The sequence below is a fragment of the Priestia megaterium genome, assembly GCF_041941685.1.
In the GTDB taxonomy this organism is placed as follows: domain Bacteria; phylum Bacillota; class Bacilli; order Bacillales; family Bacillaceae_H; genus Priestia; species Priestia megaterium_C.
Genome location: NZ_CP130958.1, coordinates 160,001 through 185,495 on the forward strand (window position 1 = coordinate 160,001; position 25,495 = coordinate 185,495).

General features: G+C 37.6%; 22 protein-coding genes (1 of these 22 only partly in view). 20 read left to right on the forward strand and 2 right to left on the reverse strand.

The window, feature by feature from the left end:
* Nucleotides 1-712: the 3' portion of an arginase gene (gene rocF / locus Q5794_RS00950; protein WP_214988954.1), read on the forward strand. 188 nt of this gene lie to the left of the window's left edge; only the last 712 of its 900 coding nucleotides appear in the window; its start codon lies beyond the left edge, outside the window; it ends in the stop codon at nucleotides 710-712.
* An 81-nt stretch (nucleotides 713-793) separates the two neighbouring features.
* Here the strand turns inward: rocF and Q5794_RS00955 are convergent, their stop codons facing one another.
* On the reverse strand, nucleotides 794-955 hold the full coding sequence (locus tag Q5794_RS00955) for an aspartyl-phosphate phosphatase Spo0E family protein (RefSeq protein WP_013054968.1): 162 nt from the start codon (nucleotides 953-955) through the stop codon (nucleotides 794-796).
* 164 nt (nucleotides 956-1,119) lie between these two features.
* Here Q5794_RS00955 and sigW point away from each other — a divergent pair, with 164 nt between their 5' ends.
* From sigW to Q5794_RS01015, 12 genes are all read left to right on the forward strand, one after another.
* Nucleotides 1,120-1,683 (forward strand): RNA polymerase sigma factor SigW, encoded by a 564-nt coding sequence (sigW, locus tag Q5794_RS00960; protein ID WP_374988586.1) that lies wholly within the window; start codon nucleotides 1,120-1,122, stop codon nucleotides 1,681-1,683.
* A 14-nt stretch (nucleotides 1,684-1,697) separates the two neighbouring features.
* Nucleotides 1,698-2,303 carry an anti-sigma factor gene (locus tag Q5794_RS00965; protein WP_214988953.1) on the forward strand — a complete coding sequence of 202 codons (606 nt, stop codon included), beginning with the start codon at nucleotides 1,698-1,700 and terminating at the stop codon, nucleotides 2,301-2,303.
* 192 nt (nucleotides 2,304-2,495) lie between these two features.
* Complete coding sequence (gene cdaA / locus Q5794_RS00970; protein ID WP_013054971.1) at nucleotides 2,496-3,317, forward strand: diadenylate cyclase CdaA; 822 nt, start codon at nucleotides 2,496-2,498, stop codon at nucleotides 3,315-3,317.
* Nucleotides 3,310-4,887 (forward strand): YbbR-like domain-containing protein, encoded by a 1,578-nt coding sequence (locus tag Q5794_RS00975; RefSeq protein ID WP_374988587.1) that lies wholly within the window; start codon nucleotides 3,310-3,312, stop codon nucleotides 4,885-4,887. Before cdaA ends, Q5794_RS00975 begins: the two co-directional genes overlap by 8 nt.
* Before the next feature lie 28 nt (nucleotides 4,888-4,915).
* On the forward strand, nucleotides 4,916-6,262 hold the full coding sequence (glmM, locus tag Q5794_RS00980) for a phosphoglucosamine mutase (RefSeq protein ID WP_013054973.1): 1,347 nt from the start codon (nucleotides 4,916-4,918) through the stop codon (nucleotides 6,260-6,262).
* A 430-nt stretch (nucleotides 6,263-6,692) separates the two neighbouring features.
* Complete coding sequence (gene glmS, locus Q5794_RS00985; RefSeq protein WP_192998215.1) at nucleotides 6,693-8,495, forward strand: glutamine--fructose-6-phosphate transaminase (isomerizing); 1,803 nt, start codon at nucleotides 6,693-6,695, stop codon at nucleotides 8,493-8,495.
* 893 nt (nucleotides 8,496-9,388) lie between these two features.
* Complete coding sequence (locus Q5794_RS00990) at nucleotides 9,389-10,105, forward strand: YebC/PmpR family DNA-binding transcriptional regulator (RefSeq protein ID WP_013054976.1); 717 nt, start codon at nucleotides 9,389-9,391, stop codon at nucleotides 10,103-10,105.
* 158 nt (nucleotides 10,106-10,263) lie between these two features.
* On the forward strand, nucleotides 10,264-11,373 hold the full coding sequence (locus Q5794_RS00995; protein WP_374988588.1) for an SH3 domain-containing protein: 1,110 nt from the start codon (nucleotides 10,264-10,266) through the stop codon (nucleotides 11,371-11,373).
* 160 nt (nucleotides 11,374-11,533) lie between these two features.
* The gene (locus Q5794_RS01000) at nucleotides 11,534-13,426 is read left to right on the forward strand and encodes a PTS mannitol transporter subunit IICBA (protein WP_374988589.1); all 1,893 of its coding nucleotides are present in this window, start codon (nucleotides 11,534-11,536) and stop codon (nucleotides 13,424-13,426) included.
* A gap of 60 nt (nucleotides 13,427-13,486) precedes the next feature.
* Nucleotides 13,487-15,577, forward strand: coding sequence for a BglG family transcription antiterminator (locus Q5794_RS01005; protein ID WP_374988590.1), 2,091 nt, complete (start codon nucleotides 13,487-13,489; stop codon nucleotides 15,575-15,577).
* 5 nt (nucleotides 15,578-15,582) lie between these two features.
* Nucleotides 15,583-16,725 (forward strand): mannitol-1-phosphate 5-dehydrogenase, encoded by a 1,143-nt coding sequence (locus Q5794_RS01010; protein WP_214988968.1) that lies wholly within the window; start codon nucleotides 15,583-15,585, stop codon nucleotides 16,723-16,725.
* A gap of 89 nt (nucleotides 16,726-16,814) precedes the next feature.
* Entirely contained in the window at nucleotides 16,815-17,300 is a 486-nt protein-coding gene (locus Q5794_RS01015) for a VOC family protein (protein ID WP_214988967.1), read from the forward strand.
* Nucleotides 17,301-17,337: 37 nt separating this feature from the next.
* Here the strand turns inward: Q5794_RS01015 and Q5794_RS01020 are convergent, their stop codons facing one another.
* On the reverse strand, nucleotides 17,338-17,874 hold the full coding sequence (locus tag Q5794_RS01020) for a L,D-transpeptidase (RefSeq protein ID WP_214988966.1): 537 nt from the start codon (nucleotides 17,872-17,874) through the stop codon (nucleotides 17,338-17,340).
* A gap of 280 nt (nucleotides 17,875-18,154) precedes the next feature.
* Between Q5794_RS01020 and mscL the strand changes: the two genes are divergently transcribed.
* The 7 genes from mscL to Q5794_RS01055 all read left to right on the forward strand — a co-directional run bounded on the left by mscL (nucleotide 18,155) and on the right by Q5794_RS01055 (nucleotide 25,290).
* Nucleotides 18,155-18,550, forward strand: a complete 396-nt coding sequence (gene mscL / locus Q5794_RS01025; RefSeq protein ID WP_192998209.1) for a large conductance mechanosensitive channel protein MscL — start codon at nucleotides 18,155-18,157, stop codon at nucleotides 18,548-18,550.
* A gap of 196 nt (nucleotides 18,551-18,746) precedes the next feature.
* On the forward strand, nucleotides 18,747-20,816 hold the full coding sequence (locus Q5794_RS01030; RefSeq protein WP_374988591.1) for an LTA synthase family protein: 2,070 nt from the start codon (nucleotides 18,747-18,749) through the stop codon (nucleotides 20,814-20,816).
* Between the two features lie 133 nt (nucleotides 20,817-20,949).
* On the forward strand, nucleotides 20,950-21,492 hold the full coding sequence (locus Q5794_RS01035) for a helix-turn-helix domain-containing protein (RefSeq protein WP_214988964.1): 543 nt from the start codon (nucleotides 20,950-20,952) through the stop codon (nucleotides 21,490-21,492).
* 20 nt (nucleotides 21,493-21,512) lie between these two features.
* Entirely contained in the window at nucleotides 21,513-22,622 is a 1,110-nt protein-coding gene (locus Q5794_RS01040) for an ABC transporter ATP-binding protein (protein ID WP_374988592.1), read from the forward strand.
* Entirely contained in the window at nucleotides 22,612-23,412 is an 801-nt protein-coding gene (locus Q5794_RS01045) for an ABC transporter permease (RefSeq protein ID WP_192998206.1), read from the forward strand. Before Q5794_RS01040 ends, Q5794_RS01045 begins: the two co-directional genes overlap by 11 nt.
* A gap of 1 nt (nucleotide 23,413) precedes the next feature.
* On the forward strand, nucleotides 23,414-24,220 hold the full coding sequence (locus Q5794_RS01050; RefSeq protein ID WP_214988963.1) for an ABC transporter permease: 807 nt from the start codon (nucleotides 23,414-23,416) through the stop codon (nucleotides 24,218-24,220).
* Nucleotides 24,217-25,290, forward strand: a complete 1,074-nt coding sequence (locus Q5794_RS01055; RefSeq protein ID WP_042992389.1) for a PotD/PotF family extracellular solute-binding protein — start codon at nucleotides 24,217-24,219, stop codon at nucleotides 25,288-25,290. The genes Q5794_RS01050 and Q5794_RS01055 overlap by 4 nt, the downstream gene beginning before the upstream one ends.
* Nucleotides 25,291-25,495: the final 205 nt, after the last annotated feature.

Here is a 25,495-nt window from a genome sequence, read left to right on the forward strand (position 1 = left end):
AAGCTTAAAGAATTTAAAAGCTGTAGCAGATGCTAGCGAGAGGCTTGCTCAGACCGTAAGTGATGTTATTACAAATAAAAGGTTTCCTTTAGTGCTAGGGGGAGATCACAGCATCGCTATCGGAACACTAGCAGGAGTAAGTCGTCATTATAAAAACTTGGGCGTGATTTGGTATGATGCACACGGAGATTTGAATACAGCAGATACGTCTCCTTCAGGAAATATTCACGGTATGCCATTGGCGGCAAGTATAGGTATAGGAGACGACGCATTGACTCGAATTGGTGGTTATACACCTAAAGTCAAGCCTGAAAATATTGTGATTATCGGAGCACGTTCTTTAGATGAAGGAGAAAAAGAGTTAATAAAGGAAAAAGGGATTAAAGTGTATACGATGCATGAGATAGATCGAATGGGTATGACAAAAGTAATGGAAGAAACAATTTTATATTTGCGTGATAAAACAGATGGCGTTCATCTATCACTCGATTTAGATGGATTGGATCCACATGATGCACCTGGAGTAGGAACGCCAGTTATCGGTGGAATAAGCTACAGAGAAAGTCATTTAGCTATGGAGATGTTAGCAGAATCTCAGCTAATCACTTCTGCTGAGTTTGTGGAAGTGAATCCTATTTTAGATGAACGGAATAAAACAGCTACCGTAGCTGTTGCATTAATGGGCTCACTTTTAGGAGAGAAATTAGTATAAAACATTAGTGCCTACCAAAAGGTACATGAAATATATATGAAGATAAAAAAAGAAGCTCTTAGTTCGGATTCGAGAGCTTCTTTATATAGAGAAAAACTTTTCATATTCATTTAATAAACCATCTAGCTCTGAACTTACTCTCACTACTGTTAGTGATGATAAAGGGTTTTCTGCTGCAAGAGTGACCATGTTATTTCTGCATTCTTCAATTTGATTCAAAAGGTTCTCTTTTGTATGAGTCAAGCTTTCCACTCCTCTTCTTTTCATCTATAATAATTACATAACCTACGTACGATCTTTTTAAACGTATTTGACAAATTTTTGTTAAAATAATTAAGCATAAGTGAAACTTTATGATAAAGTACACGTATATATACTATCCCGCAATGGGCGGAGGTAACCGTTACATGGATTTATTATTAAAAAGAAAAATAAAAAAAGTAAAAAAAGGTGACCAGGATGCATTTGCTGACATAGTAGAATATCACAAGGATAAACTTTTTCATCTATGTTATCGAATGTTAGGAAACCGGGAAGAAGCGCAAGACGCTGCCCAAGAAGCGTTTATTCGAGCCTATGTAAATATTCATAGCTATGACACGAGTAAAAAGTTTTCTACCTGGTTATATCGAATTGCTACAAATCTTTGTATTGATCGAATTCGTAAAAAAAAGCCAGACTATTATTTAGATGCAGAAGTAGCCGGGACCGACGGGTTAAATATGTACTCTCAAATAGTTGCCGATCAGGCCTTACCAGAGGAAGAACTAGAGCAAGTAGAATTGCAAGAATTCATTCAGTCGGAAATATTAAAGCTACCTGAGAAATATCGAACTGTCATTGTCCTAAAATATATAGATGAGCTGTCGTTAAAAGAAATCAGCGATATTTTAGACCTGCCTCTTGGTACGGTAAAGACTAGAATTCACAGAGGACGTGAAGCTTTAAGAAATCGACTTCGCCACTTGTAAGGAGTGAACTAAGAATGAAATGTCCAAAAATGTATGTAAATCTCATTCATGAGCATTTAGATGGAGATATTACAAAAGAAAATGAACTGTTATTAAAAGAGCATTTGCATCAATGCAAAGGTTGTCAGCAGCATATGCATCAGTTAAAAAGAACCATTGCATTTGTGCAAAGCACTTCTCATATAGAATTACCTATGAACTTTACAGCAGGTGTCATGGCTGGGTTACCACGTGAGAAGAATCGAATTCGAATGAATAGATGGTTTACAAACCACCCGATTCTTAGTGCAGCTGCTGTATTTGTGCTGTTAATGTCCGGCACCGTGTTTTCAGCTTGGGAAACGGATGAAGACTTTTCTGTTTCAAAGCAGCCGAACTTGGTCATTCACGATAAAACAGTCGTTGTACCAAAAGGTGAGACCGTCAAAGGTGATATTACTGTGAGAAATGGCGATATTAAAATTGAAGGAAAAGTAGATGGAAACGTTACTGTTATACATGGTGATAAGTATCTAGCTTCTGCAGGAGAAGTGACAGGCAATATTGAAGAGTTAGACAAGATTTTTGACTGGTTATGGTATAACGTCAAAACTCATGCCAAACAAGCTGTTGACTTTTAATAGTTGAAACATAAAACCGTCCGCTTATCTTGTTAGAGAGGAACAGTGGACGGTTTTATTTATATAAAAAGAAGGCTACATTATATAGGAACAAGGATTTAAAAATAAGATGTAATTTACAGTGTAATTTTGTTTTATGGTATAATAAAACGGTTATGTTATCTTTATTACATATATAGAGGAAGTGAGAAGATGCCTATTGGAGACCTGCCAATCCTCTCATATTTAGGAAAAATTGTTGATGTTCTCCTGGTATGGTTCGTCATATATAAATTAATTATGGTCATAAGAGGTACAAAAGCAGTACAGCTTTTAAAAGGAATCACGGTGATTTTAGTTGTCCGCTTTATAAGTAACTTCCTTGGACTAAATACGCTGCAATGGTTAATGGACCAAGCGTTAACGTATGGGTTTTTAGCTATCATTATTATCTTCCAGCCAGAGCTGCGCCGAGCGCTTGAACAGCTTGGGAGAGGACGTTTGTTTTCACGCAGTAATTTGCCTGAAGAAGATGAACGTACCGTTACGATTGAGGCGATTATAAAAGCAACGCATTATATGGCTAAAAGACGCATAGGTGCATTGATCTCAATCGAAAGAGAGACGGGTATGGGTGATTATATTGAAACAGGTATACCGCTCAACTCTAATATTTCTTCTGAATTATTAATCAACTTATTTATACCAAATACACCACTTCATGATGGAGCGGTTATTTTACAGCGGGATCAAGTAGCCGCTGCAGCATGTTACTTACCTTTATCTGAAAGTCCTTTTATTTCAAAAGAATTAGGTACTCGCCATCGTGCTGCTGTAGGAATAAGTGAAGTAACAGATAGTGTGACTGTTATTGTATCCGAAGAAACTGGAGGCATTTCCGTTACCAAAAATGGTGAATTGTATCGTGAATTGACAATTGATACATTGAGAGAAATGCTAGAAAAAGAATTAGTCACAACTTCTAAAGCAACTTCTTCCACTCGTTGGCAATGGAGGTTGAAGAAGAATGGATAAATTGATGAATCGATCGTGGGTTATGAAAATTATCGCGTTGCTGTTAGCCTTCATGTTATATTTATCTGTTAATTTAGATGATGGTGCCAGTTCATCAAATAAGATTCTGAACCGAAGCAGTTCTGCCAACACTGGAGTAGAAACATTAACAGATGTTCCGGTTCAAGTATCCTATAATGAGAAGAACAGAATTGTAAGAGGTGTTCCGGATACGGTTATTATGACGCTGGAAGGTCCTAAAAATATTTTGGCTCAAACAAAGTTACAAAAAGATTATCAAGCTTATATTGACCTTGATAATTTAAGCTTAGGGCAGCATAGAGTCAAGGTTCAGTATCGAAATATCTCTGATAATTTAAACGTAGTGGTTAAGCCTGATATTGTAAACGTAACAATTGAAGAACGCGATTCAAAACAGTTTTCAGTAGAGGCAAGCTATGATAAAAACAAGGTCAAGAATGGATATGAAGCAGGGGAAGCAACCGTTAGTCCAAGAGCCGTCACGGTAACGGGCGCATCAAGCCAATTGGATCAAGTTGCTTATGTGAAAGCTATTATTGATTTAGATAATGCTTCAAAAACAGTGACGAAACAAGCAACTGTTGTCGCACTAGATAAGAATTTAAATAAATTGAATGTAACAGTTCAACCAGAAACGGTCAATGTAACAATCCCAGTGAGAAATATTAGTAAAAAAGTGCCGATCGATGTGATTCAAGAAGGCACGCCAGGCGACGGTGTCAACATTACGAAGCTAGAGCCTAAAACAGATACAGTGAAAATTATCGGTCCATCTGATTATTTAGAAAAAATTGACAAAATTGATAATATTCCAGTCGATGTTACCGGTATTACGAAATCTAAAGATATTAAGGTGAACGTCCCTGTTCCAGACGGAATAGATAGTGTAAGTCCTAAACAAATTACCGTTCATGTGGAAGTAGACAAACAAGGTGATGAGAAAGACGCAGAAGAAACAGACGCAAGTGCAGCTGAGACTAAGTCATTTAAGAATTTACCGGTTTCTTTAACTGGTCAATCCTCAAAGTACACGTATGAAATGCTTTCTCCTACTTCAGTAGATGCGGATGTAAAAGGACCAAAATCTGATTTAGATAAGTTGACGAAAAGCGGCATTAGCTTGTCAGCGAATGTAGGGAATTTATCTGCCGGGGAGCACACGGTTCCTATTATAATAAATAGTCCCGACTCCGTTACATCAACTCTATCGACTAAACAGGCAAAAGTTCGTGTAACAGCGAAAAAAAAATCAGGGACAAATGATGAGCAAACAGATAAAGAAACAAGTGGAAGCACGAGCGATAAAGAAACAAAGCCAGACACGGGAACTGGATCAGGAACAAATCCTGGGACGGGAAATTCAGGTGATTCAGGTGATTCAGCTGATTCAGCTGATTCAGCTGATAAACCACACGAAGAGACTGATACACCTGAAGACAATACAGATACACCAACAGATAGTACAGAAACTGGTGACGACAGTAGTAATCAAAGTGATGAAAATTCTACACCCGTAGATGGACAGACAGATAATACATCAGGAAACTAAATGTTTTGACATGAAGGAGAGAAAATTAATGGGTAAGTATTTTGGAACAGACGGAGTACGAGGAGTTGCTAATAGTGAATTAACTCCTGAGCTTGCTTTTAAAATTGGACGCTTAGGTGGTTACGTTCTAACAAAAGATTCAGAGCGACCAAAAGTATTAATCGGACGCGATACACGCGTTTCTGGTCATATGTTAGAAGGAGCGCTTGTTGCAGGGTTGCTTTCAATTGGAGCAGAAGTTATGCGACTAGGCGTTATTTCAACTCCAGGGGTAGCGTATTTAACAAAAGCACTTGGCGCACAAGCAGGAGTCATGATCTCTGCTTCGCATAACCCAGTTCAAGATAACGGAATTAAATTCTTTGGTCCAGATGGATTTAAACTTTCAGATGCCCAAGAGAATGAAATTGAAGCGTTAATGGATAGTGACACAGATCAATTACCAAGACCTGTTGGGGGAGACTTAGGTCAGGTAAATGACTACTTCGAAGGTGGACAAAAATATCTTCAATACTTAAAACAAACGGTTGATGAAGACTTCTCAGGTATTCATGTGGCATTAGACTGTGCGCACGGGGCAACGTCATCTTTAGCAGCACATTTATTTGCAGATCTAGATGCAGATATCTCTACAATGGGAGCATCTCCCAACGGATTAAACATCAATGACGGTGTAGGATCTACACATCCGGAAGCATTAAGTGCCTTCTTAAAAGAAAAAGGAGCGGATGTTGGGTTAGCATTTGATGGAGACGGAGATCGTTTAATTGCAATCGATGAAAAAGGCGAGATTGTAGACGGTGATCAAATCATGTTCATCTGTGCAAAATACTTGTATGAACAAGGACGTTTAAAGAAAAATACGCTTGTTTCTACCGTTATGAGTAACTTAGGCTTCTATAAAGCACTAGAAGCTAGCGGGATTGAAAGTGCACAAACTGGTGTAGGCGACCGTTATGTAGTAGAAGAAATGAAAGCTAATCAATATAACCTAGGTGGAGAACAGTCAGGTCATATTATTTTCTTAGATTACAACACAACAGGTGACGGTATGCTTTCAGCTATTCAGCTTGTAAACATTATGCAAGCAACGAAAAAGCCTTTATCAGAATTAGCAGCTGAAATGAAGAAATATCCTCAGCTTCTTGTAAATGTTAAAGTAACAGATAAGCATCATGTTACAGATAACGAGAAGGTAAAAGTGGTTATTGAAGAAGTGGAAAAAGAAATGAACGGTAATGGCCGAGTACTTGTACGCCCTTCAGGAACAGAGCCGTTAGTACGTGTAATGGTTGAAGCACAAACACAAGAAGAATGTGAAACTTATGTAACGCGTATCGTAGAAGTAGTAAAAGAAGAAATGGGCTTAGAGTAATTCATTAATTATATGCATAAGCGGTGACGTTTCAAGCCGTTTATGCATATTTTTATATTGTTGAGAAAAATTCTTGGAAATTATCTGATGCTAAAGGCTGTTTTTACAGATAGTAAAGAAGATAATTGACGTTTTCTCACTTCTTATTGTAATATTAAATCTGTTCGTCTCTTAATTTATGTAAAGGAGTGAACAATCTAGTTTAAAAGTGAATACAAAGCGCCTGAACTAAGTAAAGGGACGGAAACGACTTAGTTGACGAGGAGGAGGTTTATCGAAGTATCGGCGGATGCCTCCCGGTTGTTGATTATCACGGCCGAAAACTTGATGTGAAAAACAATGAGGTGACTTATTGGACAAAAGCATTGAGATGATAATCATTGATGATGAAAAGAGACTCTCTTTTCATACATGAAGGAGGATTTTATCTATGTGCGGAATTGTAGGATATATTGGAACAGAAGATTCGAAAGAAATTTTATTACGTGGTCTTGAAAAGTTAGAATATCGTGGCTATGACTCAGCAGGTATTGCAGTTGTTAACAATGAAGGCGTACACGTATTCAAAGAAAAAGGCCGTATTGCAGAATTGCGTCAGGCAGTAGATAACAGTGTTGTAGCACCAGCAGGTATCGGTCATACGCGTTGGGCAACTCATGGTGTACCAAGCCAAGAAAATGCTCATCCGCATCAAAGTACATCTGGACGCTTCACACTTGTGCATAACGGTGTAATTGAAAACTACGCTATTTTAAAACGTGAATATTTACAAAATGTAACGTTCAAAAGCGAAACGGATACAGAAGTAATCGTTCAGTTAATTGAAAAAATCGCAGCAGAAGGCTTAGATGTAGAAGAAGCGTTCCGTAAGACAGTGAGCTTGCTTCACGGTTCTTATGCACTAGCTCTTGTTGATAACGAAGATAAAAATACAATCTACGTAGCTAAAAACAAAAGCCCGCTTCTTGTAGGTGTTGGCGAAGGATTTAACGTTGTAGCGAGCGATGCTATGGCAATGCTTCAAGTAACAGATCAGTACGTAGAATTAATGGATAAAGAAACAGTAATTGTTACAAAAGAAGGCGTAACAATTAAAACGCTTGATGGTGAAGTGGTAGAAAGAGCACCTTATACAGCAGAGCTTGATGCAAGTGATATTGAAAAAGGTACGTACCCTCACTATATGTTAAAAGAAATTGATGAGCAGCCTTTAGTTGTTCGTAAAATCATTCAAGAGTATCAAAATGAGAACAATGAACTGCACATTGATGCAGACATTTTAGGAGCAATGGATGAAGCAGACCGCATCTATATCGTAGCATGTGGAACAAGCTATCATGCAGGCCTAGTAGGTAAACAATTCATTGAAACGTGGGCGAAGGTTCCAGTAGAAGTGCACGTAGCAAGTGAATTCTCTTATAATATGCCGCTTTTATCTGAAAAGCCATTGTTTATCTTTATCTCTCAAAGTGGAGAAACAGCTGACAGCCGTGCAGTATTAGTTCAAATTAAAGAATTAGGTTACAAAGCGTTAACAATCACAAACGTTCCGGGATCAACATTATCTCGTGAATCTGATTATACGTTATTACTTCATGCAGGTCCGGAAATTGCTGTAGCATCAACAAAAGCTTATACAGCTCAATTAGCAGTGCTATCAATTCTAGCGGCTGTAACAGCAAAAACACGCGGCATTGAATTAGAATTTGATTTAGTTCAAGAGTTAGCAATCGTAGCAAACACAATGGAAGTACTTTGCGACGATAAAGAAGAAATGGAAAGTATTGCTCTTCAATTCTTAGCAACAACTCGCAACGCATTCTTTATTGGACGTTCTGTTGATTATTATGTAGGTTTAGAAGGTGCGTTAAAACTAAAAGAAATCTCTTACATCCAAGCAGAAGGATTTGCTGGAGGAGAGCTTAAGCACGGGACAATCGCTTTAATTGAAAACAATACGCCAATTATTGCATTAGCAACACAAGAGCATGTAAATTTAAGCATCCGCGGTAACGTAAAAGAAGTAGTAGCACGTGGAGCTAATCCGTGTATCATTTCAATGAAAGGATTAGAAACAGAAGAAGATCGCTACGTGATTCCGAAAGTTCACGAAACACTTTCACCGCTAGCAGTGGTTATTCCTTTACAATTAATCTCTTACTATGCTGCATTGCACCGCGATTGCGATGTAGATAAACCACGTAACTTAGCTAAATCAGTTACTGTAGAATAATAAGGTTCTAGACACCCTTCTACTATAGAAGGGTGTTTTTGTATGTCTGAGAAAGAGAACAAACACCGTTTATGCTAGAAGTTTCATTGAGCTAAAAAATATATTTGCTTGCTCCATTTATTTTATATAATGAAATAGGTAAAGGAACGAACCTCAGCTATTAAAAAGGATGTGGAAAGCATTAGTGGATTGGCTCAAAGTATAAAGTACGTGTTGCGAGGCATCTTTTTTGTCTTGTATTTTCCCTTTTATTTTGTATTTCAAGTCTTTTGTAAAGTATGGATATATTTCATCGCTCAGCCCCTCATGTGGATAGGGAAAAGAATTATTCAACCCGTCATTTATTTCATTTGGATATATATCATACGTTTTCTGTTCGTCTACCCTATTTCTTGGCTATGGAATGAGATAATATATCCTTTTATTCTCTTTGTTTGGAAACGGTGTTTTTTGCCTATAACTAGATTTATATGGAGATATGCCGTATACCCTATTTTGTATCTAATTTGCTACCCCTGTTATCTGTTATGGAAATATCTTGTGCTGCCTTTTTACAATGAAATTATTCTTCCTGTGCTTTCATTGTGTCAGCGTATCTTTTTCTGTTTCTGGAAGGGATTTAAGTGGATTGGAATTCATATAATCTATTACCCTTTACGCTGGTTTTGGGTGACATGTATATATAAACCGTTTAAAAAAGTATATATCAAAATCATTCAGCCTGTTCTCAAATGGTTTTCTCATTTATTTAGTTAACGAAATATACCAAAAGATTGCTTTTCTTTTTTAAGTATTAAACTCGAAAGATAAGAGGGAATTGATGTATAATAAAAACGGATATATCATTGCCTATTTATTTTATTAGATTCAATTTTGAAAGAGAGTGAAACAATATGGGCCGTAAGTGGAACAATATTAAAGAAAAGAAAGCGTCAAAAGATGCTAATACAAGTCGTATATATGCCAAGTTTGGCCGTGAGATTTATGTGGCTGCGAAACAAGGCGAGCCAGATCCAGAATCAAACCAAGCGTTAAAAGTTGTATTAGAACGCGCGAAAACATACAATGTGCCAAAAGCAATTATTGACCGTGCAATTGAAAAAGCAAAAGGCGGATCAGAAGAAAATTACGATAATCTTCGTTACGAAGGTTTTGGACCAAATGGATCAATGGTTATCGTAGATGCTCTTACGAATAACGTAAACAGAACAGCTTCAGACGTGCGTGCTGCCTTTGGTAAAAACGGCGGTAATATGGGAGTAAGCGGATCAGTAGCGTACATGTTTGATCCAACAGCTGTTATTGGTGTAGAAGGTAAGGATGAAGAAGAGACGCTAGAACTGTTAATGGAAGCAGATGTAGACGTGCGTGACATTTTAGAAGAAGAAGATTCTGTAATTGTTTATGCTGATCCAGATCAATTCCATGCGGTACAAAAAGCGTTCAACGATGCTGGTATTACGGAATTTACAGTAGCTGAGCAAACGATGCTTGCTCAAAATGATGTAACTCTTCCTGAAGATGCACAAGCTCAGTTTGAAAAAATGATTGATGCATTAGAGGACTTAGAAGATGTGCAGCAAGTATATCATAACGTTGATTTAGGATAATAGTGAAAGAGGCAGACCTATCAAAGAGGTCTGTCTCTTTTTATAGGCCGTGTGAAAAGCATCTATTGACCCTTTCCCTTCGTTTGGAATATGGTAAGATAATGAATTAAGAATAGAAAATAGTAGAATTTTATAAGAGATAAATGGAGGGAAAGCAGTTGAAAAAATTAATGGTGGGGATGGCATTAACAGCTACACTTGCAACGGCTGTAACGCCTGGGTTTGGCTCAATTGGGGGAAATCAAGGAAAGGCATATGCAGCGACAGTTACATATAAAGTAACGGCAAGCAAGTTAAATGTGAGAAGCGGAGCGGGAACGACTTACGGGATTATCGGCAGCGTAGCGAAAGGTCAAACGTTATCTGTAATGAGCAAAAGCGGAAGCTGGTACAAAATTAACTATAACGGCCGCACGGGCTACGTAAGCAGCGATTATGTACAAGCATCAGGAACAACAACGCCGCCAGCAGAAAGCACAACGTACACAGTAACGGCAAGCACGCTGAATGTAAGAAGCGGAGCGGGCACTAACTATGCATCCATAGGAAGTGTGACAAAAGGCCAGAAGCTGTCTGTGGTGAGCAAAAGCGGAAGCTGGTACAAAATTAATTACAACGGCCGCACAGGCTATGTAAGCAGTGATTATGTACAGGTTTCAGCTACCACATCGCCAAAGCTCGTAGTTGATTCATTTAAAACGTTAGGTAATGCTCAGCAAGTCATCTTGGTTACAGCAGATAACTACGATACGAAGTCTGCTAAAATTCAAACGTTTGAAAAAGCTGATGGGAAATGGAAGCAAGTTTTAATCGCGAACGGTGTACTTGGACAAAAAGGATTCGCTTTATCGAAAAAAGAAGGAGATATGGAATCTCCGACAGGGAAATATACAATTGGTACAGCATTCGGACGCTATGCAAATCCTGGAACTAAGCTTCCATATCGAAAGATTACAGCAAATGATGTGTGGGTAGACGATTCAAAAAGCTCTCTATATAATACGTGGCAGCAAAAGCCGGCTAATGGCCGCTGGACGAGCGCTGAGAACATGGACATCCCGGCTTACGACTATGGGTTTGTCATTAATTATAATGAATCTAGAACGCCAGGAAAGGGAAGTGCAATCTTCTTCCATGTAGGAACAAATTATACTGCAGGATGTACGGCTACTTCTAAAGAACAAGTTGTCTCTATTTTAAAATGGTTAAATCCAGAGAAAAATCCGGTTATTATTCAATCTCCTGTAAGTGAATTAGATAAATATTAAGTTAGAAAGCAGCTGAACTCTTACAGTTCAGCTGCTTTTTTATGTAATTAAAAGCTTTGTCTGTCCGTGGTACGACAAAGTTAGTTTTCCTATTCATTGAATGAAAGCGTTTAATCTCTTACGATTAAAGTATCATCACGTAGAGAAAGGAAGAGAGCAAATGGCTCAATCTAATATAAAAGTAGCTGTACAAAAGTTTGGGAACTTTCTAAGTTCAATGGTTATGCCAAATATCGGAGCATTTATTGCATGGGGACTTATTACTGCTTTATTTATTCCCACAGGCTTTTTTCCAAATGAAAGCCTTGCCAAACTAGTGGATCCAATGGTCAAGTATTTGCTTCCGCTGCTAATCGGCTACACAGGAGGAAAGCTTGTACACGATCAGCGCGGAGGCATTGTAGGTGCTATCGCGACCATGGGCGTCATCGTTGGGTCTGATATTCCGATGTTTCTGGGCGCTATGATTATGGGACCGCTTGGCGGTTATATCATCAAGAAGTTTGATCAGTTTATTGAAGGTAAAGTCAAAACAGGATTTGAGATGTTAATTAATAATTTCTCAGCAGGTATTCTTGGAGGAATTCTAGCAATTCTAGCCTTTTTAGGAGTTAGTCCAGCCGTGGACGGATTTACAGGTGCGCTTGTAGTGGGTGTAGATTGGATGGTTGCACATGGCCTTCTTCCACTTACAAGTATTCTAATTGAACCAGCTAAAATTTTATTCTTAAACAATGCTATTAATCACGGTATCTTATCTCCGATCGGAGCAGAACAAATTCGAACAAATGGACAGTCCATTCTATTGTTATTAGAAACAAACCCTGGTCCGGGGTTAGGAATTCTGTTAGCGTATTGCTTCTTTGGAAAAGGAACAGCAAAACAGTCAGCGCCGGGAGCGGCCATCATTCATTTTATTGGCGGAATTCACGAAATTTACTTCCCTTACGTTTTAATGCGTCCGCTTCTAATCATTGCGGCTATTTTAGGAGGAATGAGCGGCGTATTTACATTTGTTCTTTTAGGCGGAGGCTTACAAGCGGTTGCTTCACCAGGAAGTATTTTGGCTATTTTAGCTGCTACACCAGGTAATGCAGGCAGCTATGTTGCAAATATCTCAGGTGTTCTCGTTGCAGCCATCGTATCGTTTATTGTAGGTTCGTTAATTTTAAAAACAGGCAAGCAAACAGAAGATTTGGACGAAGCAGCTCGCAAAATGCAAGAGATGAAGGGCAAGAAGAGTTCTGTAGCAGGAAGCTTTACAAAACAGCAAGGTGAAGTACCAGCAAGCGTTCAGCAAATTGTTTTTGCCTGTGACGCAGGTATGGGATCAAGTGCGATGGGCGCCTCTCTTCTTCGCAAGAAAGTTAAACAAGCAGATTTAAATATTTCGGTAACGAATACAGCGATCAGTAATATTCCAAGTGATGCTCAAATCGTTATTACACAGGAAGAACTAACGCCAAGAGCTCAAAACAAAGTTCCAGATGCGTATCATATCTCGGTTGATAACTTTCTATCTAGTCCAGAATATGACAAACTAATTGATCAACTAAAAAATGATCATACTACTTCTAAAGCGGAAGAAGAAAAGAGAGTATCTGCAGAAAATAATACAGATAGTAATGATGGTTTATTAAAAGAAGAAAATGTTTTCTTGAATCAGCACTTTTCTTCTAAGGAAGAAGCAATTCGATTTGCAGGAAGCGTGTTAGTAAAAGGCGGATATGTAGAAGAAAACTACGTTGAAGCGATGATTGAGCGCGACAATATGACTTCTACTTATATGGGAAATGACGTGGCGATTCCGCACGGTACGGAAGAAGCGAAAAAGAACGTTTTAAGATCGGGTTTTACAGTGATTCAAGTGCCAGAAGGCGTTGATTTTGATGGTGAGAAGGTTCGTTTGATTTTTGGAATTGCTGGAAAAGACGGCACCCATTTAGAAATTTTATCTGGTATCGCGATTACATGTTCCGATATGGACAATATTGAAAAGATGGTTCATGCCAAATCAGCTAAAGAATTAATGGCTATTATTCAACGTAACTAACGGGATAGAAAGGCATGAAGATGCCTTTTTATCCTTTGTTTATAAATAAGAAAAGAGTTGATGTTCTTGTTTATTACTTCAAGAGAAAAATCAATCATTGAGTTAATTATTAAAACGGCAGGAAAGCATACAGCCCTTACACTTGCTACTTTTTTGAATGTAAGTGTAAGAACCGTTCACCGAGATTTGAAGGCAATTGAATCAATACTTGAAAAATTTGATTTGAAGCTGATTCGTACACAAGATGAAGGACTAATGATTGAAGGTAAAAATGAACAAATTTTTCGTCTTATCCAAGAGCTGATGAAGATTAAAGCGACGGATCAGTCTCCACAGGAAAGAAAATTAATTCTTTTAATTCTTCTTCTAGAAGAAGGAGATTCATTTAAATTACAAACGCTGGCTAAAGACTTAGAAGTAAGTATTACTACACTAACTGCTTATTTAGATGAATTAACAGAGTGGTTAACAACATTTGACGTTTTCCTTCATCGAAAGAGAGGGGTGGGAGTAGAGGTTCAAGCTACTGAAGCCAATAAACGAAAAGCATTAGCTAATTATTTTCTTGTTTACTTTAATGAAGAGTTAATTGAGTGCTTGTTTTTAGCAGAAAATCAGCAGCATACGGATGAAACGATTTTGCATTATTTTTATCCGGATTATTTAGCAGAAGTAGACCGAATTGTACATCAAGCGATTAATCAGCATCATTCTAAGCTGGCCGACAGCGATTATATAGGGCTCATTGTTCATATTTGCATTATGATACAGCGAACGAAAAAGCAAATGTATCTAGAAGACGACGGCCGCCAAACGGAAGAACTGGCGAGTGAAATGTTCTTAATGAAGGATATTTGCCGCGAAATTGAACGGGTATTTTCTCTTTCTTTTACAGAAAAAGATATTCATTTCTTAGCAGTGCGGCTGCGTGCAGCAAAGTTCCAAACTACTAGAGACGTATATTACGACAGCGTAGTGGTTGGGCAGATTATTAAGAATATGATTGCTCATGTTTCTGTTCAGCTTAACACCGACTTAACCGGTGATTTTTCCCTTTACCAAGGGCTGCTTGCTCATATGGAACCGGCAATTTTTCGTCTTAAGCAAAAAATGGAGCTTTTTAATCCATTAACAGAAGAGATTAAGAAAAAGTACCCTGTTTTATTTATGGCTGTGAGAAACAGTATCGATCAAGAGCTGCCGGATTTAGTTTTTCCAGATGATGAAGTAGCATATCTTGTTTTGCATTTTGGTTCAACGCTAGTGCTAAAAGAAGAAGTCATGGAAATTCAGGCACTGATTGTCTGTCCAACTGGAATTGGCACCTCGAAAATGTTAGCTAGCCGTATTCGTAAAGAGATTCCGGAGATTAATTCAGTTGTCATTAAATCGGTAAAAGAAATCAAAGAAGCCGCCCTTGAAGGGTATGACGTAGTGATTTCAACAGTAAGACTGCCTTTTTTAAATGTAGATTACATTTTAGTCAATCCACTCTTAACCGAAGAGGATATTCAATCCGTCCAGAATTTTTTACAGAAAAACATTCAAAAGTTAACCAAGGATAAGGACTATCGTTCGTTCCAATATAAAAATAAGACCGTTTCTACAGAAAAACCGTCTTTTGAGGAAACGATGAAACAAATTAAAGATGTGCATGGAAGTATCGAATCAATTCTTCAAAACCTTAGAATGTATCGATTTTCGGATGCAGTGAGTCACGATCAAGTGATTTCGCACGTAGTAAAAGCTGCTGAAAAAGAACGTTTGATAACCAATGCCAACTGCGTTATTCATCAGCTTAAGGAACGAGAAAACAAAGGCGGTTTAGGCATTCCGCAAACGAGTATGGCACTGTTCCATTGCCGTGAACATCACGTGAAAGAGCTGATTTTTCAAGTTTCACATTTAGAACAGCCTTGCACAGTTAAAGGCATGGACGGAACAAACATGCAGGCGCGTAACCTTCTATTAATGCTCGCACCTGAAGAGTTAAGTGAAGCACAGCAAGAAATCTTAAGTTTAATTAGTACCAGTTTAATTGAAGACCATGAAGCAATGATGATTTTTTCGTCTTCGAACGAAGAGATAATTCGCAAAAAGCTAGAGGATACGTTTCATGAGTACCTTCGAAATAATTTGATAAAGGAATGATTTTTGTGAAGCAAGCAGTTCATTTTGGAGCAGGCAATATTGGTCGAGGATTCATTGGGGCATTGTTTTCTCAAAGCAACTATCACGTCACATTCGTAGATATTGCTGAGAAGGTTATTAATCAGTTAAACGCAGATAAAGGGTATAACGTAGTGACAGCTGCAGAGCACCCGGAGACATTAGCTGTTCAAAACGTATCTGGTTTAAATAATCTGACACAAGAACAAGCGGTCATTAAAGCGATTAAAGAAGCAACGTACATTACGACGGCCATTGGACCGAACGTTCTGCCCCGAATTGCTCCTTTAATTGCTAAAGGTTTGGCTGAACGTGTAAAAACAAGCGACGAAAATGTATATGTGATTGCATGTGAAAATCAAATCTCTGCGACAGATTTATTAAAAGGCTATATTTTTGACGCGCTGGATGAAGATACAAAAGCTCATATGATAAATAAGGTCTTTTTCTTTAATTCAGCTGTAGATCGTATCGTCCCTATTCAGCATAACCAAGGTTCGCTTGATGTTTTAGTAGAATCCTATTATGAATGGGTAGTAGAGGCACCTGAAGATATTCCTTTTGTAGAAGGAATGACCATTGTGCCTGACCTTGCTCCTTTTATTGAAAGAAAGTTATTTACAGTGAATACGGGACACGCGGTAATTGCATATTTTGGTTATTTAAAAGGAAAAGAAACGATTGATCAAACGTTAAGAGATTCAGATATTTACGAACAAGTCCAGCAAACGCTACAAGAAACAGGAAACTATCTAATTAAAAGATATGACTTAGATAGAGAGGAACACGAAGCCTATATTACTAAAATCATTGAACGCTTTAAAAATCCTCATTTAAATGATTCAGTTAAAAGGGTAGGAAGAGCGCCAATTCGCAAGCTTGGACCTCAGGATCGCTTGATTCGTCCAGCGCTAGAAGCAAAAAAAGCGGGCCTTTCTTACACCTACTTGGCAAAGGCTATCGCCGCTGCGCTTTTATTTGACCCGCAAGAAGATAAAGAGGCTATGAAGCTTCAAGCGAATATTCATGAGTATGGTATTGAGTACGTGTTAAAAGAGGTTAGTGGGTTAGAGACGAGTGATGATTTAACAAAAGAAATCATTGCTCAATATAATGCTTTAAAGTCGTGAATGAATTTAGTGCGTGTAAACAGTCCATTTTAAATCGGCTGTTTTTCTTTTAGCAGAAAGGGAATGTTTGTGTATAGGAGGATGATAAAATGATAGCTATTACACACGTTGGGTTAGCCGTGCCTGATGTAGAAGAAGCCGTGCAGTGGTATGAAAAAGTTTTAGGTTTTAAGCTGATTGCTGGTCCCTATACGTTTAATGCGGAGGGAGAACAAGCTGAAAATATGACTCAAGATTTACTGGGGTCTCATATCAAAAAAATGAAAAATGCTCACATGACAGCTGACAACCAGGTAGGTATTGAACTGTTTGAATTTAATAAGCCGCAAATGCCGCTTGTATTAAAAGACAGCGATGAGCAGTATCAAAGTTATTTTCACATGTGTTTAATAGCCGATGACGTGGAAAAATTAGCGGATAAAATTGAACAATCAGGCGGTAAAAAGCGCAGCCAAGTATGGAATACAAGACCTGGAAAACCTTATTACTTAATTTATTGCGAAGATCCGTTTGGGAATATTATTGAGCTATATTCACACAGTACGGAGCTCATGTATGGGAATAGAGAAGAATAAAAGCTTATCCAGATTTCTTGGATAAGCTTTTATTCTTTCATGGCTGCCCGTAGCTGTATACCTTTGCCAGCTCTTCGAAGGTTTTTGATGAATAGGTAATAGTTACAGATGTTCCTAATGCCACTTTATCAAATAATTCTTCGACATCCGCATTATGCATTCGTACGCAGCCGTGGCTTACATATTTGCCGATGCTATCTTCTGAGTTATTGCCGTGAATAGCGTATGTGTCGCCGGTTGTGCCGTTTGCATTAAGCCCTAGCCAGCGAGAGCCAAGAGGATTATTAGAAGCGCCTCCTGCAATATGCCCTGTATAGTAAGGGCGATTTTTAATTTTGTTAACAATCTTGAAAAAGCCTACCGGCGTATCGCTCCATGTTTTTCCCGTAGCTACTGAATACGTCTTTTCTAACTTTCCATTATGAAAATAAGCAAGCTGATTTGTTTTTTTATTAATAATAATTAAATCTCCACTTGCTGCGTTTTCACTTGCATTCGCCGCACTTGCTGTATAAGAAATGCTGATAATAGCTGCGAGGCATAAAGCAGCTGCTCGCAGTATAATTTTTCTCACGTTCTAGCCATCTCCTCTATTGTTCGTTTACATATTTGATGAATTACATGCTATTAGTGTATAAAAGGAAAATGGACTGAATATGAATCTTTCCTGAATGAAAACTGAAAGTGCATTTTATTTATAAGCGAATATAAAGTGAAAATCTGGGCAGAAATACAACTAAAGGTCTGGTACATATCTCATGAAAAAGAGAAAAGTGAAAATGCACCTTGTATGTTTAATTTAGGATGTATTATCATAAAAGTTTGAAATGAAGGGCAGGAGGTGGAAGAAACAGATGCTTAAAGAATTTAAAGAGTTTGCTTTGCGAGGAAATGTATTGGATTTAGCTGTCGGTGTGATTATTGGAGCGGCATTTGGGAAAATTGTAACGTCTCTTGTAAATGATATTATTATGCCGCTGATTGGTTTGTTGTTAGCAGGGATAGACTTTAAAGATTTATCCTTCACGGTTGGAGATGCTACGGTATTATATGGATCTTTTATTCAAACAATTGTTGATTTCTTAATTGTCGCATTCTCGATTTTCTTATTTGTTCGTTTCTTTAATCGTTTTAAGAGAAAAGAAGAAGAGAAAGTAGAGGAAGAAGTGGCTGTTCTGTCAAAAGAAGAAGAGATCTTAACAGAAATTCGTGATCTGCTAAAAGCAGAAGCAGTGAAAGAGCGTTCATAACAGCAATTTTTACATACGTATAAAACGGCTAAGAGACCCGTCTTTTCATAAGAAAAGCGGGCTTTTTTTCGTGTGAAATTTCTGGGGAAATGTTAGTGGTATAATCATGGGGAAATTAGGCGTGAAAGCGAGAGAGATAGGAATGTTAAAATCATATTAAAAGTGTTAAGATATTGTAAATAGGAGGCTTAAGGTTATGTTTAAACATGTGTATCGTTCTTTGCCAATGCTGGCAGCGTATGGCCTGCTTAGCGTTTTTTTATACAGTGTTGTTATGTTTAATGTATCAAATGACAAAAAAATGTTGTTTGACTGGGCCCAAATCCATACAGCTGGGTTCGTAGTATTAATAGGGGGATGCTCACTTGTCTTATGGGCGCTCACTTTCTATTTGCTACTTCGATTTAATCAGATAGAGAGAATACAAGGTTCGCAGTGGTATGCCATTTTTACGGCAATTGTGTTTTCAATTGCGGTAGCAGCCGTTTCTGCTATGGTTTTTGTTATATATCATATTGATATACATAATCCAGGCAAAACAATAGAGTGGATGCAAGCATATCCCGAACGCTATCTTTTTACAGTATTTTTATTGTCGCTGTTAACACTAGCGATCATTATGCTAGTAGGGGAAGCTTATTTAGGGGCTGGGATTACCTTTGTTCTGTATTTTATTTTAGCTCTTGTAAACTATTATAAAAAAATCTTTCGAAATGAACCATTGTTCCCGAACGATTTTATTCAGGCAAGTCAGTTAAAAGAAGTTATTCCGATGATTAAAGATTCGATTTCAATTCCTATTGTAATAGGAGTTATTGGATCTATTGTCGTACTGATCGCTCTTTGGTTTTTCTTGCCCAAAATTAAAATTCGATGGTTTCTTCGAATTATTATGATTCTGCCGCTCATCTTTTTAATGAAATCATTTTTATTCTTTGAACACTCGTTTGCTCAAAAATATTATGATCAATATGCTGCGCTGATGCCTTGGAATCAGCAAAATAATTATTACTATAATGGACCTGTTATTGGCATGATTTCAAATGTTAAAACAGATGTGCTGCAAGAGCCGGATGACTACTCACAGGAAGTGATGGCCAAAGTGGCAAAGCGCATTCAGTCAAAGGAAGAGAAAACACAAGAAAGCAAGGCTGAAGTCAAACCAAACGTCGTGTTTGTGATGAACGAAACGTTTTGGGACCCAACAAAGCTTAACGTGACGTTCTCTGAAGATCCAATGAAAAATACAAGAGAACTTCAAAAGAAATATCCTTCTGGGTGGTCTTTAAGTCCTTCATTTGGCGGGGAGACAGCTAATGTGGAATTTGAAGCGCTGACGAGCTACTCTTTGTCTTTCTTTAACCCTGGAGGCCTTCCTTATCAGCATGTATTGAGTAAAAAAGAATATCCGTCTTTTGTTTCTTATTTAAAAAAACAAGGCTATGCTACAACAGCTATGCATCCAAACAGCGGTATGCTTTATATGAGGCAAAATGTGTATCCAAATTTGGGATTTGATCAAGTGAAGTTTATTGATCAAATGAAGCATACGCAAAAAGATAACAAAGAATTTGTTTCCGATGAAGCGGTAGTTGATGAAGTACTCGATACGCTTCGTCAGTCGAAAAAGCCTGCATTTGTGCATGCTGTAACGATTGCAAATCATCTTCCTTATTCAGCGGATAAGTATAATGGTCAGGAAACCATTAAAGTAACCGGTAAAGGGTTATCACCGGAAATGCAAAAGGAAATTGAAATTTATGCTGAAGGAATTAAACGTTCAGATGCTGCTTTAAAACGATTGAACGATGAAATTCAAAAGCTGGACGAGCCGACCATTGTAGTATTTTGGGGAGATCATTTGCCAGCACTTGGACAAAACCTTCAAGCTTACAAAGAAACGGGTTTTGGAAACGAGAAAACGCAGCAAACATCTCAAAAATTTTATGAGACGCCGCTCTTATTTTTATCTAATTACGATACGAAAATAGATAAAAATCTCGGTACGATGAGTCCTATTTATATTGCTCCGACGCTTGCTCAATCTCTTGGTTACAAAAGTAATCTGTTCTACGATCAGTTGAATCAAATGAAAACAGAAGTGCCGGCTTTTCGTTCAAATATGTATATAGATTCAAAAGGAAAGCTAGTGGATGATCCGGCAGCTCTATCTAAAAAAGCTGCAAAAGACCTTCAAGATTACCATGAAGTTGAGTTTGATACATTATCTGGGAAACAGTACGAAACGCATAAGTTGTATAAATAAAAAATAATTCATGTATAATATTTTAAGGTTAAAAGTAAACTTTAAGTTAAGTAAAACAAAACTTGAGTTTGGAACAGCATGAACAATCATTCATGCTGTTTGCTAATTTTAAATACAGTTGAGGATCGAGAGTATGGAAATAGGAAAGAAAATTAAAAATTTACGATTAAAAAAAGGTTTAACACAAGAAGAGCTAGGAGAACGTACTGATTTAAGCAAAGGCTATATTTCGCAGCTAGAGCGCGATTTAAGTTCGCCGTCTTTAGAAACATTTTTTAGTATTTTGGAAGTGCTAGGGTGCGAACCGAAAGAATTCTTCGAAATTGATACGCATGTTCAAAAGGTTGTATACAGAGAGGAAGACTACACGAGTTATTGCGAAGATGAAAAAGGTTACCATATTCAGTGGCTTGTGCATGAATCAAATGAAAAAGAAATGGAGCCAATTCGTCTTATTCTTCATGAAAAAGGTGCATTTAAGAGATTTGAGCCTTCCCTTTCAGAAACGTTTGGCTACATTTTGCGCGGGTGTGTGAAGGTGAAGCTTGGAAGCAGAATATATGAAGCCAAACAAGGAGAAACCATCTATTTTCAAGCTTCTGAAGAACATCAGATTTTAAATGCTCATGACGGAATAACAGAGTTAATTATCGTGGCGACAGAGTCTTATTTATAGAACAAAAGAGGTGAAGTGAAATGACATCTACGAATACAATTATTCAATTTGAAAATGTGACCAAGCAATATGATAATGATTCAGTTGTATTGGATCATGTAAGCTTTGAAATTGAAAAAGGGAAATTTTATACCCTCTTAGGTCCATCGGGATGTGGAAAGACAACGATTTTAAGATTAATTGCAGGCTTTACGGAAGCCTCAAGCGGAACGATTTATTTTAATGGGAAAAGAATTAATGATGTCCCGGCTAACAAACGTCAGGTTAATACGGTGTTTCAAGACTACGCGCTTTTCCCCCATTTGAATGTATTTGAAAATGTAGCATTTGGTCTTCGAATCAAGAAGCTGAAAAATGCTGATATTGCAATAAAAGTTAAAGAAGCCCTTCGTTTTGTTAACTTAGAAGGATATGAAAACAGAGAAATAAAGGAAATGTCGGGCGGCCAAAGACAGCGCGTAGCAATTGCACGAGCAATTGTAAATCAGCCCGAAGTCATTTTGCTGGACGAGCCGCTTTCAGCTCTTGATCTAAAATTGCGTACGGAAATGCAATACGAGTTAAGAGAATTACAGCGTCGTCTAGGTATTACGTTCATTTTTGTTACGCACGATCAAGAAGAAGCGCTTGCGATGTCCGATGAAATCTTTGTTTTGAATAAAGGAAGAATTCAGCAGAGCGGGGAACCTACAGATATTTATGATGAGCCAATTAATCGTTTTGTTGCCGATTTTATTGGTGAATCAAATATTGTACCAGGTAAAATGATTGCTGACTTTTTAGTGGAGTTTGGCGGCCAGCAATTTGAATGTGTCGATCAAGGATTAAACCAAAATGAGCAGGTTGAAATTGTGATTCGCCCTGAAGATTTAGCCATTACAAGCTCCGATCAAGGAAAGCTGCAGGTTCGTGTAGATTCACAGCTGTTCAGAGGAGTCCATTATGAAATTTTAGGCTATGACCATGCAGGGAATGAGTGGCTCGTTCACTCTACGAAAAAGGCAACGGTTGGCGAAGAAATTGATTTATATTTTGAACCTGAAGCTATTCATGTTATGCGATTTAATGAAACGGAAGAAGAATTCGATAAGCGACTCGAAGGTTATGAAGAGGATTACGATGCAAACTAAATCAAGAAATATTTACTTAGTCCCGTACGTGTTATGGATTTTGCTTTTTGTAGTTGCTCCCATTGTATTAGTTGTCTATTATTCTTTTTTCAACATCGATAATGAGCTGACGCTTGAAAACTATAAGAAATTTTTTACCCCAGTTTATTTACAGATGACGCTGAGTTCATTTTGGTATGCCTTTTTAATTACGTTATTTTCATTATTTTTTTCTTATCCTACAGCTTATTTACTAACGAAGCTTAAGCACAAGCAGCTGTGGCTTCTACTGATTATTTTACCGACGTGGATTAACCTATTATTAAAAGCTTATGCTTTTTTGGGTATATTTGGAACGTATGGTACGGTTAATAAGTTTACTGAATTTCTGGGACTTGGTACTCACCAAATTTTATTTACTGACTTTAGTTTTGTATTTGTATCGGTGTATATTTTTATCCCCTTTATGATTTTGCCGATCTTTAACTCTTTAGAAGAACTTAATCCCTCGCTTATCTACGCTTCGCGAGACTTGGGGGCATCTTCATGGGTGACATTTAAGCGCGTGGTATTTCCGCTAACGCTAGAAGGGGTTAAATCAGGTTGTCAGGCTGTTTTTATTCCAGCACTATCACTCTTTATGATTACGCGTTTAATTGCTGGAAACCGCGTCATTACACTGGGAACAGCGATTGAACAACATTTTTTAGTGACGCAGGATTGGGGCATGGGCGCCACAATAGCCGTCTTTTTAATTATTGCGATGGCCGTTATGATGCTCATAACAGGCACTGGAAAGAGAGGTGTGTAAAATGAAGAGAAAGTGGAAGTTCAGCCACCTTTATTTATTTTTTGTATTTTTCATTTTATACGCGCCCATTTTTTATTTAATGTATTACTCTTTTAACAGCGGAGGAAACATGCGTGAATTTGAAGGGTTTACGTTAGATTGGTACAAAGAAGTCTTTCAAGACACACGTTTGCTTATTATTGTCTTGAATACCCTTATTATTGCTCTATTGTCTTCGGTTATTTCAACTATTATTGGCGTGATAGGGGCACTTGCTATCGTATACGTGAAGCGCAGACGTGTTCAAAATACGCTGTTAACATTTAATAATGTGTTAATTGTGAGTCCAGATGTTATTATTGGCGCATCTTTTTTAATTCTATTTACCATTATCGGTATAAAGCTCGGATTTATATCGGTATTATTAGCGCATATTGCATTCAGTGTACCGATTGTGGTCATCATGGTTCTGCCTAAGCTGCAGGAAATGAGTCCGACACTGCTCGATGCAGCCCGTGATTTGGGCGCAAGCCGCTTTGAAGTACTTTCGAAAGTGGTATTGCCATTTATTCGTCCGGGTATCTTTGCAGGCTTTTTTATGGCTTTAACTTACTCTTTGGATGACTTTGCGGTTACGTTCTTTGTGACCGGGAACGGTTTTTCTACGCTTTCAGTAGAAATTTATTCGTTAGCAAGAAGAGGGGTCTCGCTGAAAATCAATGCTCTTTCTACTCTTATTTTCATGTTTACCGTGCTTATTGTAATTGGTTATTACTTTATCAGTCAGCGATATAGCAATAAAGTGAAAGGGGTGGCGACTGGAAAATGAAGCAATTAGCAAAGCCGTTTATCTTCATCGTCATCCTTTCTTTCGTTCTTATGTATGTGGTTCATCATTTGAACAATGCCGAAGGGTACTCTGGAGGAGATACGCTGACTGTCTATAATTGGGGAGATTATATTGATCCTGATTTAGTGAATCAGTTTGAAAAAGAAACCGGAATTAAAGTCATTTATCAGACCTTTGATTCGAATGAAGCAATGATGACCAAAATTGAACAAGGCGGTACGACATTTGATATTGCTGTGCCTTCTGAGTACGCGATTAGCAAGATGCGTGAAGAAAATTTACTATTGCCAATTGATCATTCGAAGCTGCCTAATTTAAAATACATTAATCCGCGTTTTTTAGACTTATCCTTTGATCCTGGCAATAAGTACTCTATTCCTTATTTTTGGGGAACTGTGGGTATTGTGTATAACTCTGATATGATTCATGGTAAGAAGATAAAAAGTTGGAATGATTTATGGGATCCTAAGCTGAAAAATCAAATTTTACTTGCAGATGGCGCTAGAGAAGTGATGGGAATGGGGCTAAACAGCTTAAATTATTCATTAAATGATACGAATAAAGCCCATCTTCAAGAAGCAAAAAGAAAGCTTGATACATTAACACCAAATGTTAAAGCCATTGTAGGAGACGAGATTAAGATGCTCCTAGCAAATGAAGAAGCGGCAATTGGTGTTGTTTGGTCAGGCGATGCTTCTGAGATTATGAGTGAAAACGATAAGCTGAATTACGTTGTTCCAGAAGAAGGTTCGAATTTATGGTTTGATAACATGGTTATTCCAAAAACGGCTAAAAACGTAGAAGGCGCACATAAATTCATGAACTTTATGCTAGATCCTAAACACGCTGCTCAAAATGCGGAATATGTAGGGTATTCTACTCCTAATAAAAAAGCGTTAGATTATTTGCCGAAAGAAGTAGCGGAAGATGAACGTTTTTATCCAGAGGAAGAACTAACAAAAAAGCTTGAAGTATATAATAACTTAGGCAAACGAATGCTTGCTTATTACAATGAATTATTTTTAGAATTTAAAATGCACCGTAAATAAAAGGAACTTAATTGAGTCTTTGTACTCAAGTTCTTTATTGTTTTTGTAAATTCAGTTGCGTGATAGCAAGAGGAAAGATAAAATACAAAATACAAACGAGTAAAGCTAATAACATTTATTTTATGTTATTAGCTTTTTTATTTGTAAAACGGGAAAGATAAGAAAAAATTGAATGTTCTATTATTCATCTAGAATTTATATTTCA

What these genes read in the sequence shown, in the direction of transcription:
- Q5794_RS01030 (WP_374988591.1), top strand. Translation starts at nt 18,747, where the DNA reads ATGTTTAAACATGTGTATCGTTCTTTGCCAATGCTGGCAGCGTATGGC.
- Q5794_RS01045 (WP_192998206.1), top strand. Translation starts at nt 22,612, where the DNA reads ATGCAAACTAAATCAAGAAATATTTACTTAGTCCCGTACGTGTTATGG.
- Q5794_RS00990 (WP_013054976.1), top strand. Translation starts at nt 9,389, where the DNA reads ATGGGCCGTAAGTGGAACAATATTAAAGAAAAGAAAGCGTCAAAAGAT.
- Q5794_RS01050 (WP_214988963.1), top strand. Translation starts at nt 23,414, where the DNA reads ATGAAGAGAAAGTGGAAGTTCAGCCACCTTTATTTATTTTTTGTATTT.
- Q5794_RS01040 (WP_374988592.1), top strand. Translation starts at nt 21,513, where the DNA reads ATGACATCTACGAATACAATTATTCAATTTGAAAATGTGACCAAGCAA.
- cdaA (WP_013054971.1), top strand. Translation starts at nt 2,496, where the DNA reads ATGCCTATTGGAGACCTGCCAATCCTCTCATATTTAGGAAAAATTGTT.
- Q5794_RS01015 (WP_214988967.1), top strand. Translation starts at nt 16,815, where the DNA reads ATGATAGCTATTACACACGTTGGGTTAGCCGTGCCTGATGTAGAAGAA.
- Q5794_RS01000 (WP_374988589.1), top strand. Translation starts at nt 11,534, where the DNA reads ATGGCTCAATCTAATATAAAAGTAGCTGTACAAAAGTTTGGGAACTTT.
- Q5794_RS01005 (WP_374988590.1), top strand. Translation starts at nt 13,487, where the DNA reads ATGTTCTTGTTTATTACTTCAAGAGAAAAATCAATCATTGAGTTAATT.
- mscL (WP_192998209.1), top strand. Translation starts at nt 18,155, where the DNA reads ATGCTTAAAGAATTTAAAGAGTTTGCTTTGCGAGGAAATGTATTGGAT.
- Q5794_RS01035 (WP_214988964.1), top strand. Translation starts at nt 20,950, where the DNA reads ATGGAAATAGGAAAGAAAATTAAAAATTTACGATTAAAAAAAGGTTTA.
- glmM (WP_013054973.1), top strand. Translation starts at nt 4,916, where the DNA reads ATGGGTAAGTATTTTGGAACAGACGGAGTACGAGGAGTTGCTAATAGT.
- glmS (WP_192998215.1), top strand. Translation starts at nt 6,693, where the DNA reads ATGTGCGGAATTGTAGGATATATTGGAACAGAAGATTCGAAAGAAATT.
- Q5794_RS01055 (WP_042992389.1), top strand. Translation starts at nt 24,217, where the DNA reads ATGAAGCAATTAGCAAAGCCGTTTATCTTCATCGTCATCCTTTCTTTC.
- Q5794_RS00975 (WP_374988587.1), top strand. Translation starts at nt 3,310, where the DNA reads ATGGATAAATTGATGAATCGATCGTGGGTTATGAAAATTATCGCGTTG.
- sigW (WP_374988586.1), top strand. Translation starts at nt 1,120, where the DNA reads ATGGATTTATTATTAAAAAGAAAAATAAAAAAAGTAAAAAAAGGTGAC.
- Q5794_RS00965 (WP_214988953.1), top strand. Translation starts at nt 1,698, where the DNA reads ATGAAATGTCCAAAAATGTATGTAAATCTCATTCATGAGCATTTAGAT.